Raw genomic sequence first — 19,587 nt, forward strand, 5'->3', positions numbered from 1 at the left:
GGGGCAGCCGGTTCGGTTGCCCCCGAGGTGTTTCCGGGATCAGGCCGTTTGGATTCAGTCCGAAGCCATTGCCTCGCGCAGGCTGCGGGGACGCAGATCGGTCCAGTTCTGCTCGACGTAGGCCAGGCAGTCCGCGCGACTGCTCTCGCCGAACACGATCCGCCACCCGGCGGGCACGTCGGCGAACACCGGCCACAGGCTGTGCTGGTCCTCGTCGTTGACCAGCACGTAGAACGTGCCGTTCTCGTCATCGAATGGGTTGGTGCTCATCACTTCTCCTCGTTGAGCCGGGATCTGTCTGCGGGGGTGCCACGCCGAGGTTCGCGCCCAGCACCCGATCCGACAGCAGCCCGAGACAGGACAGGTTGGGGAATCCGGGCCCCTGGTTGAGCCCTGAGAGCCCGGGCAGGAACACCTTGGGCGTCACACCGGAGACGGCCAGGTCGTATCCGATGGACTCCTCCAGCGCTTCCCCGGTCAGCGAGCGGCCCAGGCCGAGTTCCAGGAGATCGCGCGCGTCCTGGGAGAACAGCGGCAGGAACCACAGCGCATCCGCCCCGGAGCCGTCGATCACCAGATCGAACCCGTGCACGGTCTCGAGTCGCTCGCCACCACGATCGCTGTTGAGCGTCAACCGGATTCGTCCGTCCCGCGGCACCGCGTGGGCGACGCGTCCGCGCAGGTGCCGGATGCGGTCGTCGGCCAGCAAGGCGTCCTGGACGCGAGCCGAGAACACCCCGCGGTCGGTGCGCGCCATCGCGTCGCGCCGCTCGGCCAGGGTCAGCCCGGTCCAGCCGGTCGGGTCGGAGAACAGGGTGTTCTCGAAGAAGCTCTCGCCCCGCGTGAACAACGTGACCGACGGGGAGATCACGGTGATCGTCGAAACCCGGTGCCGGAACAGTTCGTTGAGCATCGACGCCGCGGTCTCGCCACCGCCGATCACCGCGACCCTTTCGGCCGCGATGCGCTCGTGCTCGGCGGCGCGGTGCCAGAACTGCGCGATCGACAGCACCCTCGGATGGCCGGGCAGGATGGAGCGCTCGGCCTGCCCCGGACCGGTGATCATCACGCCGTCGGTGTGCAGCACCGTCTCGTGGGTATGCAGCGCCCACTGTTCACCTGCTGTCGAAATGCTCTGCACCTCACCGGAAACCACGGTCATCCCGACCTCTTCGGCGACCCAGCGCAGATACTGCGCCCATCGACGGTGGGTCGGTGCGGGACGCCCACGGTCGATCCACTCGGCGAACTGGCCGGTACTGATCAGGTAGGACTGCCAGCTGTACCGGGTCATCCGCTCGTCGAGTTCGGCGTTGCGGCGGCGCACCAGCGCCGACCGGTACGGAAACCCGATGTCCTTCTCCGGGTTGGTGCCCAGACGGTGCTGTCCGTCGGTCCAACCGCCCACGGCATCCCAGTTGGCCGCCACCTCCGCGCGCTCGACCACCACCACTTCGGGTGCCTCGACACCCATCTCACGCAGGACGGCGGCTTTGGCGGCGACCGCCACCGCCTTGGCCCCGGCACCGACCACCGCCAGCGTCGCGCTCATGACGTGACCTCACGCAGCGCGTCGTCCCAGATCGCCTGCAGCTCCGCCACTTCGGAGGCGTCGAGAACGCCCGGTACGGTACGCCACTGCGTGACCAGAGCGGGCGAGTCGCCGTGCGCGACGACCGCCGCGACGATCGCGATCTCGTGGCGGACGGCGGCCTCGGGTGCCGGCACCGTCGACAGCCCGGTCAGCAGCAGACGATCGGCGGTCACCGCACCCCCGGAGGGCTGCAGGTCCGTCCGCCCGAGGTAGTTCAACAGCACCTGGGGTTCGGGTAGCGATCGCAACCTCTCACCGGTGTCCTTTCGCAGATACCGCAGCAGGCCGTAGTCGACACCGGGAGGAACGTCGGCCAGTTGCGCAGTGACGGCGGCGGGATCGTCACCGTTCAGTCGCAGCGGGTAGATCGCCGAGAGCAGCCCCACGGTGTCGGACAGATCGGCCCCGTCCAGTGGCGTGCGCCCGTGGGTCTCCAGGGCCACCAACGGCGGCGGGGTGGGCTGCCCGCGGCGAGTACGCCACCGCGTGATCGTGCGGCCCAGCGCGGCGATCAGCGTGTCGAACACCGGCTGCGGCGCGGCCAGCAACCGGGTGGTCACCTCGGCATCCGCGGCGGTCACGCTGACCTCCAGAGCACCGGCGCGATCGTCGGCGGGCTGCAGGCGACGCGTCCCCAGTGCGGGATCGGGGCCCTCGAGTTGACGGACCCAGAACGCGTCGGCGTAGAGGTCCTGAGCGCGCCGCTGCAGCAGCGTCGACCACTGCCGGTAGCTGGTGTGCTCGCCGGGCAGCGACGGGGTGCGCCCGGCCGCGACGGCATGCCAGGCCGCGTCGAGTTCGGCGATGACGATCTGCCAGGACACCGGGTCGAGAGCCAGGACATGCGCGGTGAGCACGAGCACACTGGTGGCGTCGGGCCCCCGTAGCCAGACGGCGTCGAACAGTGGCCCGCGCTGCGGATCGAGCCGCTCGAGTGCGGCGGCGGTGTGCCGAGCCACGTCGGCGGCCAGGTCCGGGCCCGCCTGCACCTCGGTGAACAGCCGGTCCACCGGATGCTCGACGAGGGTCATGGTGGCGCGGTCCAGCCGGGTCCGTAGGACAGGATGGGCGTCGATCACGCTGCGCAGCAGCGTCTCGAGTTGTCCGGCGTCGACGCCCTCGGGTAGGCGCAGCGCCTCGGTCGTGGCCATCCGGCGCGGATCGCCGTGCTCGTAGAGCCAGTGGGCGTTGGGCAACACCGGGATCGGGCCGCGGTCCTCGTCCCCGTCGCCCTGGGGCCGGGCGAGGTCGGCGTCGACCGCGGCCGCGAGTTCGCGCACGCTGCCGCACTCCAGCATCAGCTTGGCGCGCATCGCGACCCCGCGACGGCGGGCCGCCTGCACCACCGACAGCGCGACGATGCTGTCGAGACCGAGTTCCAGGAAATCCACGGTCACGTCGACGGTGTCCACACCGAGCACCTCGGACAGCACCGCAGCCAACTCGGCTTCGGTCGGCGTCTGCGGGGTGACGGTGGCGCCGTCCCCGGCCGGTTCCCGCTCGGCCAGTGCGGCCTCGTCGATCTTGCCGTGCGTGGTCAGCGGTAATTCCGCCACGGCCACAAGGTGATTCGGCATGAGATAACGCGGCAGCCGTCCCCGCAACCAGGTGCGCAGTTCCTCGACGTCCGGTTGCCCGGTCACGTACGCCGTCAGCCGGGGGCCGGTGCGGTGGCGGCGTACCGCGACGTGGGCCTGGGTGACCGACGGATGGGTGCCGAGCACCGCGGCGACCTCGGCGGGCTCCACACGGAAGCCGCGGATCTTCACCTGGGTGTCGGACCGTCCGAGGTAGACCAGCGTGTCATCGAGGTTGCGGCGCACCACGTCACCGGTGCGGTACATGCGCGCGCCCGGCACGTTCGGGTCGGCGACGAACCGGGTCGCCGTCTCCCCTGCCCGACCGAGGTACCCGCGGGTCAGCTGCCCGCCCGACAGGTAGAGCTCGCCGACGGCGCCGGGCGGTACCGGCCGCAGCCACGAGTCGAGCACGTAGGCGCGGGTGGTCGCGGTCGGGCGGCCGATCGTGGGCCGGTCGTGGGTCGCGATCGCCGCGACGACGGCCTCGACCGTGGTCTCGGTGGGTCCGTAGCAGTTGTGCGCGGACATACCGCTGCGGGCGCACTCTGTGCGGATGTGTTGCCACATGCCGGGATCGATGTTTTCGCCGCCGAGCGCGAGCACGGCCAGCGGAACGGTGGTGGTCAGCCCCACGTCGCGCAGCGCGGCGAACATCGACGGGGTGGTGTCGATCATGTCGATGCCGAAGCGGGCGATGGTCTCCACCAGCCGCTCGGCGTCGCGTTGGGTGGCGTCGTCGATGATGTGCACCGAGTGGCCGTCCAACAGCGCGGCCAGCGGCTGCCACGCCGCGTCGAAGGTGAACGACCACGCATGGGCGATGCGCAACCGACGCCGCAGCCGTTCGGCGGCCGGACGTAGGACCGCCGCGATATGGTCCTCGGCGTAGGCGAGCAGCGCCTCGTGGGTTCCGATGACTCCCTTGGGTTCTCCGGTGGTTCCGGAGGTGAACACGACGTAGGCGCCCTGGTGTGGCAGCGTGGTCGCGGCCCGGTAGTGCGCGGGTGGTTCGGTGGGCGCCGACTCCAACAGGTCCTCGTCGACGACCACGGCGGCCTGCGACCGGCGCAGGATCACCTCGACGCGGTCGGCCGGCATCGCCGGGTCCAGCGGCACGATCATGCCGCCCGCCTTGAGCACCCCGAACATCGCCACCACGTAGTCCGGACCCCGCGGCAATCGGATCGCCACCGGCGTCTCCGGGCCCACTCCGGAGGCGATCAGCACAGCGGCGACCCGGTCGGCCGCCTCGTCGAGCTGCCGGTAGGTCAGTTCGCCGCCGTCCCAGCTCAGTGCCACCGAACCCATTCGGTCGGAGACGATTTCGGTCAGCCGGGTGTGCACACCGGCAGCAGCCGTTGCCAGCGACGGGATGTCGGGGGTGTCCAGGTCGCCGGGCAGCACACTGAGCTCGCGCAGCGGGCGATCCCAGAGGTCGACGATCCGCCGGACGGTGGCCAGCAGTCGCCGGCCCAGCACCTCGGGGGTGATCGCGCCGAGGGCACCGTCTTTGGTTTCCACCAGCACGGTCAGCCGACCGTCGGTGAGGTGTGCGGCGATGGTCACCGGGAAATGCGCGAGGCTCTGCAGCGCCACCGGCGTGAACACCGCCCCGTTGGCCTCCAGCGGTCCGGCGCCCGCGATGGCACCGGGTGGGAAGTTCTCGTACACCAGCAGCGTGTCGAACAGTTCGCCGACGCCGCCGAGCGTGCGCAGCTCGGCGTGCCCGAGATAGCTGTGGTCGCGCAGGGTGGCCGCCTCGTGTTGCAGTGCCAGACACTGGGCGCCCACCGGGGCACGCGGATCCAGCCGGACGCGCAACGGGACCGTGTTGACGAACAGGCCGACCATCGACTCGACCCCGGCGAGTTCCCCCGGGCGCCCCGACACCGTCACACCGAAGGTCACGTCGGCGCGGTCGGTCAGTGAGGACAACGTGACGGCCCAGGCCAACTGGACCAATGAGTTCAGCGTGACACCGCGGGCCCGCGCCGCGTCGATCAACGCACTCGTGACATCCGGATCAGCCTGCAGCTCCGTGGTTTTCGGCAGGCCCGCATCCGGGGCTGCCGCACCGAGCGCCGGTGCCAGCAGAGTCGGGCCGTCGAGACCGGCCAGGTGCGCGCGCCACAACTGCCGGGCGTGTTCGTGATCGCGTCCGGCCAGCCAGCCGATGTAGTCACGGTAGGGGCGCGGCGCATCCGGCAGCGCCGACAGGTCGCCACCGGCGCGGTACAACGTCAGCAGTTCCGAGACCAGCAGCGACAGCGACCAGCCGTCGATGGCGATGTGGTGGGCCGAGATCACCAACCGCCAACGCCGCCGGGGTGATTCGAGCAGCAGGAAACGGACGGCCGGTCCGCGTGCGAGGTCGAAGCGGCGTCGGCGCTCGCGCACCTCGCGCTCCTCGAACTCGTCGTCGGAGCAGTGCTCGTGTTCCCAGAGCACCGCGACCTTCTCGGGGATGACCTGCACCGGTCTGGGCAGGTCCCCTTGGAAGAACGCGGCCCGCAAGTTGGGGTGGCGCACCAGGATCGCGGTCGCGCAGTCGTGCAGGAGCGCGACGTCCAGATCGCCGGCGATGTCGGCGCTCATCCCGATCACATACGGGTCGTCGCCGTCGCTCATCGCGGTCAGCGAGTACAGCCCGTGCTGCAGCGGGCTGAGCGCCATCACGTCGGCGATGGCGTTGGTGGACGCGCCGGTACTGGCTGCTGTCACGGGGATTCGGTCCGTTCCGCCCAGGAGGTCGCCAGCATCGCCAGCTCATCGGCGGACAGCCCCGATGCTTCCATCGGGGCGTGCCGGACGTCCTCGGTGTCGGTGACCGCGCCGGCGGCGTCGACCGCGGCGGCCAGATCGTGCACGACCGGATGCTCGAACACCATCCGGCCGGTGACCCGCAGCCCGGCTTCCTTGGCCCGCGCGGCCAACTGCACCGCGAGGATGCTGTCGCCGCCCAACTCGAAGAAGTCGTCGAAACGGCCGATCTCGGTGCCGTCGTGCACCTCGACGAGCACCTCGGCGAGCATCGCCACCAGCGCCTTCTCGGTCTCGGTGCGGGCCGGTTCGCTCGGACCCGCCGCGCGCGGCGCCGGCAGATCGCGCCGGTCGGCCGGCAACGCGTCGAGCACCGTGATCGTCGACGGCGCGGCTTCGGGTCCCAGGGCCGCCCGGACGGTCTCGGCGAACGCCTCGGGATCCGCGACGGGCTGCTCGGGGACGACGTACCCCGCCACGACCCTGCGGCTGCCGATCTCCCAGTTGCGGACGGCGGCGGCCGCGACCCCGGCGACCTCGCTCAGCGCGGCCTCCATCTCGTGGTCCACCCGGACCACGTACTGCAGCCGGCCGTCCTCGGTCCACCGCGCCCGGTCACCGCGCCGACCCGCGGCCGCGCCGGTGTAGTGGACATCGGCGACGACGCCGACCGGCACGGGCTTGCCTGCACCGTCGAGCAGGACCGCCTCGGCATCCGCGTCGGGCTGTACCGCCGGCCCGATCTCGACGTCGTCGACGTGGCGGTCCGGATCGTCGGCGAACGCGGTGATGACCCGTTCCAGCCAACCGGCGAACCGTTGCGCGGTGGCCCGCGAGTAGAGCTCGGTGCGGTAGATGACGTGGCCGCGATAACCCGCCTCGCCGGCGAAGAAGTTGACCGACAGGTCGGCGTGGGCCATGTCGAAGGTGGGCTCCAGGGCGGTGAACGTCGTGTCACCGTCGGGCCCGCTGCCGATCACCCGGCCCTTCGGCAGTTCCTCGCGCACATGCACGACGACGCCGAACAGCGGATTGCGCGACAGGGAGCGCACCGGGCTGACCGCGTCGACCACCTGGTCGAACGGCAGGTCCTGGTGCGCGTAGGCCGCCAGCGCCATCTCCCGGGAGCGGCGGCCGACCTCACGCAGCGTGGGGTTGGCGCGAAGATCGTTGCGCAGCACCAGAATGTTGATGAAGAAGCCGATCAGCTGGTCCAGTTCGGATTCCGTGCGTCCCGCGACCGGGGTGCCCAGCGGGATGTCGGCGCCTTCGCCGGCCTTGTAGAGGGTGACCGCGACGGCGGCCTGCAGCAGCATGAACTCGGTGGCGCCGAGTTCCCGGCTCAGTGCCACCAACTTCTCGCGCGTGGCGGCATCGAGGGTGAACTCCACGGCGTCGGCCGCGCCGCTGGGCACCGGCGGCCGGGCGAAATCGGGCTGCAGCCCCGTCTCGGCGGACAGCCCCTGCAGGTGCTCGGTCCAGTAATCCCGTTGGGCGGCAATGATTCCGGTGTCGTCAGCCAGGAGCTCGGCCTGCCATGCCGCGTAGTCGGCGTACTGCACCGGCAGCGGAGCCCAACTGGGCGCCTCCCCCGCGACGCGGGCCCGGTAGGCGGTGAGCAACTCGGTGAACAACACCGCCGCCGACCAGTGATCGGCCGCGATGTGGTGGATCACGATCGACAGGGCGTGCTCGCCGGGGATCGACAGCACGGCCGCGCGGATCGGCCACTCGTTCTCCAGGTCGAACTCGTGGCGGCGTTCGGCGTCGAGTTGTGCGGTCAGCCAGGCCTCGTCGTCGCCGCGGCTGCGCCGCACCGGGAACTCCGGATCCTCCTGGTTCACCAGTTGGTAAGGCACGCCGTCGATCTCGGTGAACGTGGTGCGCAGGCTCTCGTGCCGATTGACGACGTCACGCACCGCCGCCACCAGCGCGTCCACCTCGCAGGGCCCGGTGAACCGCGCGGCGAACGGGACGTTGTTGACCGGGCCCGGCCCCTCGATGCGGTACTGGAACCACTGGCGCAGCTGTGACGCCGACATCGGCGCCGGGCCGTCGTGGCCGACGGCGGTCAGGCGGGGGCGCAGCGGCCGGGATTCGCCGGTGGCCAGGGCGTCGACCCGTTCTGCCAGGCGAGCCACGCTGCCCAGTTCGAAGATCTCGCGGATCTCGATCTCGACGCCGCACCGGGCGCGCACCGCGGTGACGAGCTTGGTGGCCAGCAGCGAGTGGCCGCCGAGGTCGAAGAACGAGTCGTCGGCACCGACCCGGTCGCGGCCCAACAGTTCCGAGAACAGGGCTGCCAGTTCGCGTTCGGTGTCGGTTGCGGGTTCGCGGTACTCGGTGGTCGTGCTGATCTCGGGCAGCGGCAGGGCGGCCCGGTCGATCTTGCCGTGCGCGGTGATCGGGATCTCGTCGAGCACCACGTAGGCGGCGGGCACCATGTACTCGGGCAGCGCGGCGGCCACCCGGACCCGTACGCGGGCGATGTCGACGTCCTCGCCCGCGGCCGGGGTGAGGTAGCCGACCAGGCTCTTGCCGAGTCCGGGCAGGTCCTGGCCGAGCACCACCGCCTGACCCACCGAGGGGTCGACGCTGATGGCGGCCGCGACCTCGCCCAGTTCGATGCGGAACCCGCGGATCTTGACCTGTTCGTCGGCGCGGCCCACGAATTCGAGGTCACCGTCGGCGTTGCGCCGGGCCAGATCACCGGAGCGGTAGAGCCGGCCGCCGGGGGTGAACGGGTCGGCCACGAACCGCTCCGCGGTCAGGCCCGGGCGCCGGTGATATCCGCGCGCGACGTGGTCGCCGCCGATGTAGATCTCGCCGATCGCGCCGACCGGGACGGGCTGCAACGCGTCGTCGAGCAGATGCACCGTGGTGTTGATCTTCGGCTTGCCGATCGGCACGATCCGCGCGCCTTGGGTGCCCTCCACCTTGTAGCGGGTGGTGTTGATGATCGTCTCGGTGGGGCCGTAGAAGTTGTGCAGCAACGCATCGAAGGTGGCGTGGAACTTGTCGGCGAGTTCACCGGGCAGCGCTTCGCCGCCGATCGGCACGCGTTCCAGGGTGCGCCACCGGTTGACGCCGGGCAGCGACAGGAACAGCCCGAGCAGCGACGGCACGAAGTGCATCGCGGTGATGCCCTCGCGTTGCAGCAGTTCGGTCAGGTAACCGATGTCGGTGAGCCCGTCCGGTTTCGGGATGACCAGACGGCCCCCGCAGGACAGCGTCCCGAAGATCTCACCGATCGACACGTCGAAACTCGGCGAGGCGACCTGCAGCAGACGGTCGGCCTCACTGATGTCGTATTCGCCCTTGAACCACGCGAAGTACTGGGTGACCGGGCGGTGCGGCACCGGCACCCCTTTGGGCAGGCCGGTCGAGCCCGACGTGTAGATCAGGTAGGCGGCGTTGTCGGGGCGCAGCGGCCGGACCCGCACGGCGTCGGTGGGGTTCTCCGACGGGTAGCCGTCGAGCCCGGTGAGCGGCTCGGTGATGGTCATCGCCGGTTCGGAGTCGCTCAGCACGAACGACAACCGGTCCTCGGGGTAGCTGGGATCGACCGGGAGATAGACGGCGCCGGCCTTGACGATCCCGAGCGCGGTGATCAGCAGCTCGGGTGAGCGCTCCATCAGCACCGCCACCCGGTCCTCGGCCCCGATGCCCTGCTCGATCAGGCGGTGCGCCACCCGGTTGGCGGTCTCGTTGATCTCGCGGTAGGTGTAGCGGCGCCCTTCGTAGACCACGGCGACCGCGTCGGGCATCTGCGCGACACGCGCCTCGATCTGTTCGCCGAGCGTGGTCGCCGGCACCTCGAAGGCCTCACCGTGGGCCATCCGCTGCAGCCACTCGGCGTCGGCCTCACCCATCAGGTTCAGCCGTGCCAGCGGCCGGTCCGGGTGTCGCGTCGCGGCGTCGAGCAGCACGGCGTAGTGGTCGAGCATCTGCGCGGCGAGGGTGTCGTCGAGCACCTCCACGAGATACTCGGCCTCCAGCACCGCGCCGGAGTCGTCGAGTTCCACCATCAGTTCCAACGGCAGCTGGGTGACGTGCCCGCGCAGTTCGGCGCGGCGGCACGTCACTCCGGGCGGGCAGAAGCCGCCGCCGTCGGGTTCGCGGAAGCCGAAGCTGACCCGGGTCATCCGCTCGGTGCCGTGTCTGCGGTCCAGCGCGAGTTCACGGACCACGCGGTCGAGGTTGACCTGCTGGTGGGCGAACGCGTCGAGCGCGAAATCGCGGGTCTGCTCCAGCAATTCGGCGAACGTCTGCATCGGGTGCGGCCGCAGACGCATCACCGCGGTGTTGCCGTGGTAGCCGATCACCTCGTCGCTACCCGGGCCGCGCAGCAGCACCGGGCTGGCGACCAGCACGTCGTCGGTGTGGGTGTAGCGGTGCAGCAGCGCGCCGAAGGCCGCCAGCATCACCATGTACGGGGTCGCCCCGGCCGCGCGCGCCGTCGACCGCACCCGCTCGACGGTCTCGGCCGGCAGCGGCACGGTGACCCGCTGCGACCGGAACGTCGCCGGCACCGCGGACCCGTTGGGGCCGGGCAACTCCAGGGGTTCCGGGAGGTCGGTCATCGCCGCGCGCCAGAACGCGAGGTCCTCGTCGGAGGTTTCGGGTTCGGGGACCGGGGCGGGCGTCGGTCCGAGCGGCTCACCGACGTAGGCGCGGGTCAGGTCGGCGAAGAACACCCGCCAGCACCCGTCGTCCCACGCGATGTGGTGCACCACCAGCAGCATCACGTACTCGTCAGGTGCGGTGCGCGCCACCGAGATCCGCAGGGGCGACTCGGTGGCCAGGTCGAACGCACGGCCGAACTCGCGCTGCGCCAGCACTTCCAGGCGCAGTCGTCGCGCATGCTCGGAGAGGTCGGAGACGTCGGTGACCGCCCACCCGGGTCGCAGGCCGTCGTGCACGGTCAGTCGGGGCTCACCATCGTCGTCGGTCGCGAAGGTGGTGCGCAGCACCGGGTGCCGCTGCGCCACCGCGTCCACGGCCTCGTGCAGCCGGGCCAGGTCGATCTCGCCTTTGATGCGGTAGGACAGACACACATTCAGCAGGACGCCGCTTGGGTCCACGGAGTGCACGAACCACATGCGCTGCTGTCCGTCGGACAGTGTCCCGTCGGCGCGCTGCGCCCCGGTGCCTTCGTCCTCGCGCAAGCCGTGGCCCTCCAACCGACGGCGCAGCAGTTCCAGCCGCCGGGCATCGAGATCAGTGTCAGTCACGCGGGAATCTCATTTCGTCGTGGTTCGTCGCCGAGGCCGGCGATCAGCTCGGTGCCGGTCATTCCGCCGAGCATCGCGGCCAGGGGCACCGACCTGCCGGTGGCCCGGCGCAGTCGTTTCCGGAGGTCCAGGGCGAGAAGCGAATCCACACCCATGTCGAGCAGGGAGGCATCGAGGTCGACCGAGCCGGTGTCGACGCCCAGCACCGAGGTCAGCTCGGCGAGCACCAGGTCGGTGGTGTCACCGGTGCGGGCCGGCGTCGCCGACGAGTCCGGCACGGCCGTCTCGGTGAAGACCTGCAGACGGGCGCGGTCGGCGCTGTAGATCAACGGGTCGGCGGGATGATCGCGCAGGCTCGCCTCGACGGCGTCGTCGGCATCGAGCGGCACCAGGCCGGACCGGCCGATCTGCTCGACCGTGTCCCGGTCCACGACGCCGGCGCCGAACAGACCGAACCGCACCGAGGTGCAACGGATTCCGTCGGCGCGCAGCTGCGCGGCCAGTACGTCGAGGATGCGGTTGACCGCCGCGTAGGCCGCGTGCCCGCGTCCGCCCCACACCCCCGACAGCGAGCTGCACACGACCATGCGCACGTCACTGCGCAGCGGCCACTGCGCGACGAAGCGGGCCAGGCCGTCGACCTTGGCCGCCGCGGTCTCGGCGAAGTCGGCTTCGGTCAGCTCGTGGTGGTCGGCGAAACGCGCTGCGGCAGCGGCATGGACGACCAGGGAGGCGCCGTCGGCGGCGAACTCGGCGGCCGCGGCGGCGAGGTCGCCCGGGTCGGTGATGTCGCAGCGCACCGCCTGCACCGGCAGGCCGGCGAGGGCCTCGGGCAGTTCACCGGTGCGGCTGAGCAGGGTCACCCGGCGCGCGCCGCGCTCGACGAGGTGGCGCGCGTAGTGCTGCCCGACCGTCCCGGAGCCACCGGTGATCACGATGTCGTCCAGCACGCCGGGCTCGTCGAGCCAGGAGTCCGGGATAGTCACCGCCTCGTGCTCGACGCGGGTGAACACTGTCGGCCCGGAATCGGATCGCCGCAGCGCGAGGTCGTCACCGCGGCCGAGGACGGCGTCCAGCAGCGCGCCGGCGGTCGTGTCGTCGACCGGTGCCGAGCCCACGTCGAGATGACGGAACGCCCGGTCGGGGAATTCGAATCCGATACTGCGGTGCATGGCCGCCAGTGCCGCCTGGGCCGGTAACGCGGTGACGTCGTCACCCACCTGATCGGCGCCGCTGGTGATCAGCCAGAGGTCCCGACACTCGGCCCCCACACCGTCGACATAGTCCAGCAGTCCGGTGCCGATCAACCGGCCGAGTTCGGCGGCGGCCTGCTGCGGGTCGCGGCCGTCGAGTGCGGGCGCGACCGCGAGCACCAGATCGGCGTCGGTCGCCGACGCCGACTGCACACCGGGATGCCGCTCGACGGCGGCGCGTAGTTGCGCGGCCAGCCCGTTGTCCGGTCCGGCGAGCGCCAGCACGCCGGTGCGGCGCAACGCCAGACCCACCGGCGCGGGATCGTGCGGTTCCCATCGGTGCGCGCTCACCGTCAGCAGCGGCGGCGGGGGAAGCGGCTGCGGCAGCGCCCACAGGTGCACCTCGCGCATCGGGGCATTCGGGAAGCCGCGCAGCGCGGGTCGGGTCACCTCGACGGTGTCGGCCCACGGATATCCGCCGTAGTGGGCGGCCACGGCGGCCACCCCGGCCGACAACGTGTCCACGATCGACTCGTCGCGCCGTCCCGACCCCACGGCCGTTGCGTCACCGGCGCTCTGCCCCAGCGCGAACAGCAGAGCCGGGTGCGCGGAGAGCTCGACGAACAGGTCCGTGCCGAGCGCCGCGGCCGCCGACGCGGCCCGGTCGAAGCGAACGGTGTTGCGCAGGTTGGCAAACCAGTAGTCGGCGAAGTCGGTGTCGGCGGAGACGACCGTTCCGGTGGCCGACCCGATGAACGGCACCTCGGTCTGCTGGAAACTCGATGACGGGAGCCGGTCGAGGAATTCGCCGCGCAGACCGTCGAGCAGACTGGTGTGCGCGGGGAACGCCATGGTGACCGCACGCGCGAAGACGCCGCGCTCGTCGGCCTCGGCCAGCAGCGCCGCGACGGCCGCGCGCTCCCCCGACACCCCCACCGACGACTCAGAGTTGACCACGGCCAGCTCCAGCCAGCCCGGCACCGACGCGATCAACTGCTGCGCCTCGTCGGGGCTCACCCCCAGCACGACCATCCCGTAGCCCTCGGAGAGCTGTTGCAGGACGGTCGCGCGGGCGACCACCACCGCCGCCGCATCGGCCAGGGTGATCGCCCCGGCCACATAGGCCGCCGCCACCTCACCGAGGCTGTGCCCGACCGTCAGGTCCGGGGTGACCCCGCAGTGCCGCCAGACCGCGGCCAGTGCGGCCGCGTGCGTGAACTGCGCCGCCTGCGCCTCCACCTGCGACCAGTCCTGCCCGCCGTCCGCGCCGGTGAGGTAGGTCAGCGGGGACGGCGCACCCACTGCCACGAAGGCCGCGGCGCAGGCGTCGGCCTCGGTCCGGTAGACCTCCCACGCGCGGTGAGCCTCGGCGCCCATCGACGCCCACTGGTTGCCCTGGCCGGGGAAGACGAACGCGCACCGTTGGGCGTCGGGCTCCGAGGTGCGGGTCACCAACGGATGGTCGCGGCCGGCGGCCAGCGCGCCCAGGGCGTCGGCGAGTTCGTCGACGTCCGCGGCGCGTACGACCGCGCGGTGGCGGTGTCGCCGGCGCAACCGCAACAACGTCGCCGCGACCGCCTCGACCGACGGCCGGCGGTCGAGGTAGCCGAGGATGCGTGCGGCGTCCTGGGCGAGGAGTTCCTCGGCGTGCGCGCTGAGCAGCACCGGGGTACGCCCGTCGGGCAGAGCGGCCATCACGGCGTCCCGTCGTCGGGCACCGCGACGATCACGTGGGCATTGGCACCGCTCATCCCGAAAGCCGAGACCGCCGCCACCCGTCGTCCGTCGACGGCCGGCCACGGGGTCAGCTTGGTCGCCAAGCGCAGACCTTGTGCGTCCCAGTCGATTTCGTGACTCGGTTCGTCGGTGTGCAGGCTCTTCGGGATCGAGGCGTGTTCGGCGGCGACGAGGATCTTCGCCAGCCCGAGCGGCCCGGCGGCCGCCTGCGCATGCCCGATGTTGGATTTGAGCGAGCCGAGCACCGCGCCGCATCCCGGCCGGGTCGCACCGTAGGTGGCGGCCAGCGACTGCAGTTCGGTGCGGTCACCCAGCCGGGTGCCCGTGCCGTGGCCTTCGACCATCCCGATCTGCTCCGGCGCCAGCCCCGAGAGGTCCAGGACCCGGCGGAACAGGCGGGCCTGGGCCTGCCCGCTCGGGGCCGTCATGCCCTTGGTGCGGCCGTCGGAGTTCACCCCGCTGGCGAGCACCTCGGCGAGCACGGGATAGCCCTCACGCTCGGCCACCGACCGGCGGGCCAGCACGAACATCGCGGCGCCCTCGGCCCACACGGTGCCGCTGGCGTGCGCGCTGTAGGGCCGGCAGTGGCCGTCGTCGGACAGCGCGTGCTGTTTGGAGAACTCGACGAAGTAGCCCGGAGACCCCAGCACGCAGACCCCGCCGCTGAGCGCGACGTCGCAGTCGCCGGCACGCACCGCCGACACCGCGACGTGCAGCGCCGCCAGACCGCCCGTGCAGGAGGCGTCGATCGTCAGTGCCGGCCCACCCAGACCGAGCACATAGGCGATCCGGCCGGAGATCGCGCCGAGCGTGGTGCCGGTCAACAGGTGTCCGCTGTAGGCCGAGAACTCGGCGAGATCGCCGCCGTAGCCGAGATAGGAGGCGCCGACGTAACACCCGACGTCGTGGCCGGCCAGGCTGTCGGGGTTGACGCCGGCGTTTTCCAGGGCGCGCCAGGCCACCCGCAGCGCGACGCGCTGCTGTGGGTCGATGGCGGCGGCCTCGCGCGGCGAGATACCGAAGAACTCGGGGTCGAATGTCGCGGCGCCGGAGAGGAATCCGCCCATGTCGTGGATCCGCTTGAAACCTTCGCGCCGGGATCCGTCGAGCAGGTCGCGCACCGCCCAGCCGCGGTCGGTGGGGAACGGCCCCAGAACCTCGCGCTCTTCGGCCAGCATCGACCAGAACGCCTCGGGCGTGTCGATACCGCCGGGGGCCTCCAGCGCCACGCCGCAGATGACGACCGGGTCAACCACCATGGACCAGCTCCGCCACCGCGGCTGCCTGCTCGGTGATGTAGAAGTGCCCACCGTCGAACAGGTCGCGCGTGAACTCGCCGCCGGTGTGGTCGCGCCACTTCAGCAGCATGTCGGGGTCGATGCGGTGATCGGTGCGCCCGCCGAGGGTGCGGATGTCGGCGGCGATGCGGACGTCGCCGTCGCACGAATACCGGTTGAAGGCCTGGTAATCGGCGAGGACGGCCAGCAACAGCAGCTCGACGAAATCCTCGTCGGCGAGCAGGCGCGGATCGGTGCCGCCGAGATCGACCATGTGCGCGAGGACCTCCCGGTCCTCGGTGGGCAACCGGGGCGAGGCCGCGACCGCCGACGGTGCCTCGCTGGCCGAGACCCACAGCCGTTGCACGTCCACCCCGCGACTCTCGGCGATCCGCGCGAACTCGAAGGCCACCACCGCGCCCAGGCAGTGTCCGAACAACTGCAGCGGGCCGAGGCCGGCCCAGTCGCCGGCGTCGAACAGGTCCTGCGCCAGCCCTTCGACCGTCTCGGCGGCCGGGTGGGCCAGTCGCTCGGCGCGGCGCGGGTATTGCAGCGCGTAGGCATCGATCCCGCAGCGCGAGAACGCGGTTGCCAGACCGCGGTAGGTGGCTGCCGCGCCGCCGGCGTGCGGGAACACCAGGATGCCCCCGGGCACGGCCGGGGCCGCAGCCGGATAGCGCTTGATCCAGGGTTTGAGCGTCACGTCACTTCTCATTGCGCGGCAACGGTTTCCAAGGTGGTCGCCACCTCGGCGGCATCCATCTGCGCGACCTCCAGGTACACCTCGGCCACCTTCTCCAGCCGGCTGTCGCGAGCCGACAGCCGCGCCGCCAGCGCCGCCGCCGTGCGCGCGGCGAAGATGTCGGCGACGGTGATCGCCGAGGTGTCCAACCACGTACGGATCTGCGAGACGGCGCGTGTCGCCAGCACCGAGTCACCTCCGCCGGCGAAGAAGTCGTCGTCGACGCCGAGGCCGGACCGGTCGAGCAGCCCACCCAGGATCGAGGTCAGAGCGGATTCCAGCGAGGTTCGCGGAGCCCGGTGGCCCGCACTCTGCAGGGCCTTGGCCTCGGCGAGGATCCGCGCGACGGCGACCCGGTCGATCTTGCCGCCGACAGTGAACGGAATCCGCTCGGTGACGCTGATGATCTTCGGAATCATGTGCGGCACCACGAGATCGGCCATCGTCGTCGCGATCGTCTCGGCATCGACGGTCTGCCCCGGTACCGGTTCGACGAGCGCGGCGAGCACCTCGCGTCCCCCGTCGGGAGCCACCATGGCCGCCACGGCGGCCTCGACGCCGGGGACACGGCGCAGCGCGGCTTCGACCTCACCGAGCTCGACGCGGTAGCCACTGATCTTCACGCGGTGGTCGACACGTCCGACGAACTCGATGACGCCGCCGGGACGGTACCGGACCAGGTCGCCGGTGCGGTACCAGCGCCGGCCCTCGTAGGTCACGAACTTCTCGGCGGTCAGGTCCGGGCGGGCGCAGTAGCCGCGCGCGACACCTCGTCCACCCACCCAGAATTCTCCGGGCACCCAGTCGGGGCAGTCCAGGCCGTCGGGACCCACGACACGACATGTGTTGTTGGGCAACGGCACTCCGAGCGGGACCGACGTCCAGTCCGCCGGCGGGTCGCCGACGACCTCGCAGATCGTGTTGTGGGTGGCGGTCTCGGTGGCACCGCCCAGCCCGGCGAACCGCATCCGCGGGGCCCGTTGCTGCAGCGCGCGCACCAGCGCCGGGCGCACCCAGTCGCCTCCGGTCGGCACCACGCGCACCGAGGACAGATCGCCGTCGACGGCGGCGAGCATCTCCAACCAGCCGGGCATGAAGTGCAGCACGGTCACGCCGTGTTCGGCGATCAGACGGGCCCACACCTCGGGGGCGCGGCGCTGATCCTCGTCGACCACGACGATCGACGCCCCGGCCCGCAGCATGCCGAAGACGTCGAGCACCGACAGGTCGCATTCCAGGGTCGACAGCGCCAGGCAGCGATCGTCGGGCCCGATCCCGAAGTGGCCGTTGATGAACTCCACGGTGTTCATCGACGCGTCGTGGGTCACCTCGACGCCTTTGGGTTCACCGGTGGAACCCGAGGTGAACAGCACGTAGGCGACATCGGTGGGATCCACGGCGGGCAGCGTGTACCCGGTCTCGCGCCGGCCCACCCGCAGCGCCTCGGCCACGGTCAGAGCGCACAGCGTGGTGGGCGGCTGGTCGCCGCACACCAGGGCCATGCGCGCCCCGGCGGCGGCCAGCATGCGTGCGGCGCGGTCGGCGGGATGATCGACGCCGACCGGCGCGTAGGTGGCGCCGACCGAGGAGATCGCCAGCAGCGCGATGACCTGCTCGTAGTTCTTCGGGCCCATCACCGCGACGGTGTCGCCGGGGCGGATGCCGGCGACGTGCAGCGCGGCCGCCACGGCGAGAACCTGTTCGCGCAGTTCGCCGTAGGTCAGGTTGCCGTCCCGGCTCCACACGGCCGGCGCGTCGGGTCGGGCCTCGGCCTGCCGGAAGAAGCCGTCGTGCAGCGTGTCCCCGCTGCGCGCCTCGGTCACCGAGTTCACCCGGTCGCGTGCGGCCTGCTGTTCGGGGGTCACCGCCGCCACATCGACGGCCTCCCAGGCGGTTTCGTCGGTGGCCAGGCGCTCGAGCTCGGCGAGGTGGTGGGCGAACATGGCGTCGGCGACACCCGGCCGGAAGGCGTCCTCGCGGGTGTCCCAGTTGATCATCAGCCCCTCGGCCACCGGGGTCGCCTGCGCGTCGAGCAGCACCTGCGGTCCCTGCGAGATCGTCCACACCGGGCGGCCGAAATGCTCGGTCACCTTGCCCGCGAACAGATCTCCGAGACCGATCGCGCTGGTGTACACGATCGGGGCGAGCACCGGGGCGCCGTGGTGGCGGGTCAGGTCCCGTAGCACCGACAGCCCGGAGTAGCTGGAATGGCGGGCGGTGGTGTGCAGGGTCTCCTGCAGCACCCGGCACCGCGCGATCGGGGTGTCCGCCCCGGTGAGGTCGACGTCGAGCATCAGCGACGAGGTGAAGTCGCCGACCAGCTTGTCCACGTCGGGGTGGAACTGTTCGCGGCCGAACATCGGCAGGTTGAGCAGGAAGCGCCGACTGGTCGACCACCGCGCCAGGGTGCCGGCGTAGGAGGCCGCGACCGCCATGGCCGGGGTGATGCCGCGCCGCTGCGCTGCGGCGAACAGCGCGTCGCGGGTGGCCACGTCGATGATGTGCCAGCGTCGCCGTGACCGCTTGGGGTCGGCCTGCTCGGCGCGCGGCACGAGCGGGAGCGCGGGGCCCTCGGGCAGTTCGGGGATGCGCTGGGCCCACCAGCGCCGGTCCTCCTCGGTCTCGGTGACCGTCGAGGTGAGTGCCGCCCGGTACTCGCGGTAGGTGTAGCCGAGCTCGGGAAGTGTTCCGCCGCCGTAGAGTTCGGCCAGGTCGGCCATGAAGTTGCGGTAGCTGACCGCGTCGACGGCCTGCATGTCCATGTCGACGTGCAGGCGGGTCCGGCCGTCGGCCAGCAGCGACAACGAGAACTGCACCACTTCGCCGTGCATCATCTGGTGCGACTTGGCGTCCCGGATCTCCTCGAGTCGCGCCGCGGCGGCGGCCTCGTCGAGGTCACGCAGGTCGTAGACGGTGACCGGCAGTCCGCGGTCGGTGATCCGCTGGGTGCCGTCGGGCAAGATCTCCACCCGCAGCATCGGGTGTCGCGCGGCCAGCTCGGCGGCCGCGGCACGGAGCCGTTGCGGATCCACGCCGGTGCCGTCGAACTCGACGTACAGGTGCCCGGCCACGCCGCCGAGTTGCTGGTCGTCGTTGCGCCCGATCCACATCGCGTGCTGGATCGGAGCCAGCGGGAAGGTCTCGGAGGTGTCGGTGTCCTCGCCGCCGGTCCGGGTCTGCGAGGCGTCGTCCTGCGGCTCGACCGGTCGCGGGGCGGCACCGGAGGACAGCAGCTCCGTCCATGCGGCTATGGTCGGGTTTGCCGCCAGCGCTGCGAACCCGACATCGATGCCCTGGCGGCGCCATCGTCCGGACAGGCTCATCATCCGGATCGAATCGAGACCGGACGCGATGAGGTCGGCTTCGGGATCGAGGTCGGCGGGGTCCACGCCGAGAAGTTCGGCAACCTCGTCGCGGACGGACTGTGCAGTCGTCGACGCCAAACTCACCGGTCCTCCTCGGGCCACCTC

At 71.3% G+C, this 19,587-nt stretch carries 8 protein-coding genes; all 8 read right to left on the minus strand.

Features of this window, described 5'->3' with window-relative positions; genetic code table 11:
• Positions 1 to 54 precede the first annotated feature (54 nt).
• From ACAG25_RS01510 to ACAG25_RS01545, 8 genes are read right to left on the minus strand one after another with little or no spacing between them, the layout of a single operon-like run.
• On the minus strand, positions 55 to 270 hold the full coding sequence (locus ACAG25_RS01510; RefSeq protein ID WP_370486519.1) for an MbtH family protein: 216 nt from the start codon (positions 268 to 270) through the stop codon (positions 55 to 57).
• Entirely contained in the window at positions 248 to 1,552 is a 1,305-nt protein-coding gene (gene mbtG / locus ACAG25_RS01515; RefSeq protein WP_370486520.1) for an NADPH-dependent L-lysine N(6)-monooxygenase MbtG, read from the minus strand. Before mbtG ends, ACAG25_RS01510 begins: the two co-directional genes overlap by 23 nt.
• On the minus strand, positions 1,549 to 5,847 hold the full coding sequence (locus ACAG25_RS01520) for an amino acid adenylation domain-containing protein (protein ID WP_370486834.1): 4,299 nt from the start codon (positions 5,845 to 5,847) through the stop codon (positions 1,549 to 1,551). Before ACAG25_RS01520 ends, mbtG begins: the two co-directional genes overlap by 4 nt.
• A gap of 44 nt (positions 5,848 to 5,891) precedes the next feature.
• On the minus strand, positions 5,892 to 11,168 hold the full coding sequence (locus ACAG25_RS01525; protein ID WP_370486521.1) for an amino acid adenylation domain-containing protein: 5,277 nt from the start codon (positions 11,166 to 11,168) through the stop codon (positions 5,892 to 5,894).
• Positions 11,165 to 14,056 carry a mycobactin polyketide synthase MbtD gene (gene mbtD / locus ACAG25_RS01530; protein ID WP_370486522.1) on the minus strand — a complete coding sequence of 964 codons (2,892 nt, stop codon included), beginning with the start codon at positions 14,054 to 14,056 and terminating at the stop codon, positions 11,165 to 11,167. Before mbtD ends, ACAG25_RS01525 begins: the two co-directional genes overlap by 4 nt.
• Positions 14,056 to 15,357, minus strand: a complete 1,302-nt coding sequence (locus ACAG25_RS01535) for a polyketide synthase (RefSeq protein WP_370486523.1) — start codon at positions 15,355 to 15,357, stop codon at positions 14,056 to 14,058. The genes mbtD and ACAG25_RS01535 overlap by 1 nt, the downstream gene beginning before the upstream one ends.
• Entirely contained in the window at positions 15,347 to 16,090 is a 744-nt protein-coding gene (locus ACAG25_RS01540; RefSeq protein ID WP_370486524.1) for a thioesterase II family protein, read from the minus strand. Before ACAG25_RS01540 ends, ACAG25_RS01535 begins: the two co-directional genes overlap by 11 nt.
• Complete coding sequence (locus ACAG25_RS01545) at positions 16,087 to 19,566, minus strand: amino acid adenylation domain-containing protein (protein ID WP_370486525.1); 3,480 nt, start codon at positions 19,564 to 19,566, stop codon at positions 16,087 to 16,089. The genes ACAG25_RS01540 and ACAG25_RS01545 overlap by 4 nt, the downstream gene beginning before the upstream one ends.
• Positions 19,567 to 19,587 lie beyond the last annotated feature (21 nt).

Source organism: Mycobacterium sp. pV006 (genome assembly GCF_041287115.1).
In the GTDB taxonomy this organism is placed as follows: Bacteria; Actinomycetota; Actinomycetes; order Mycobacteriales; family Mycobacteriaceae; genus Mycobacterium.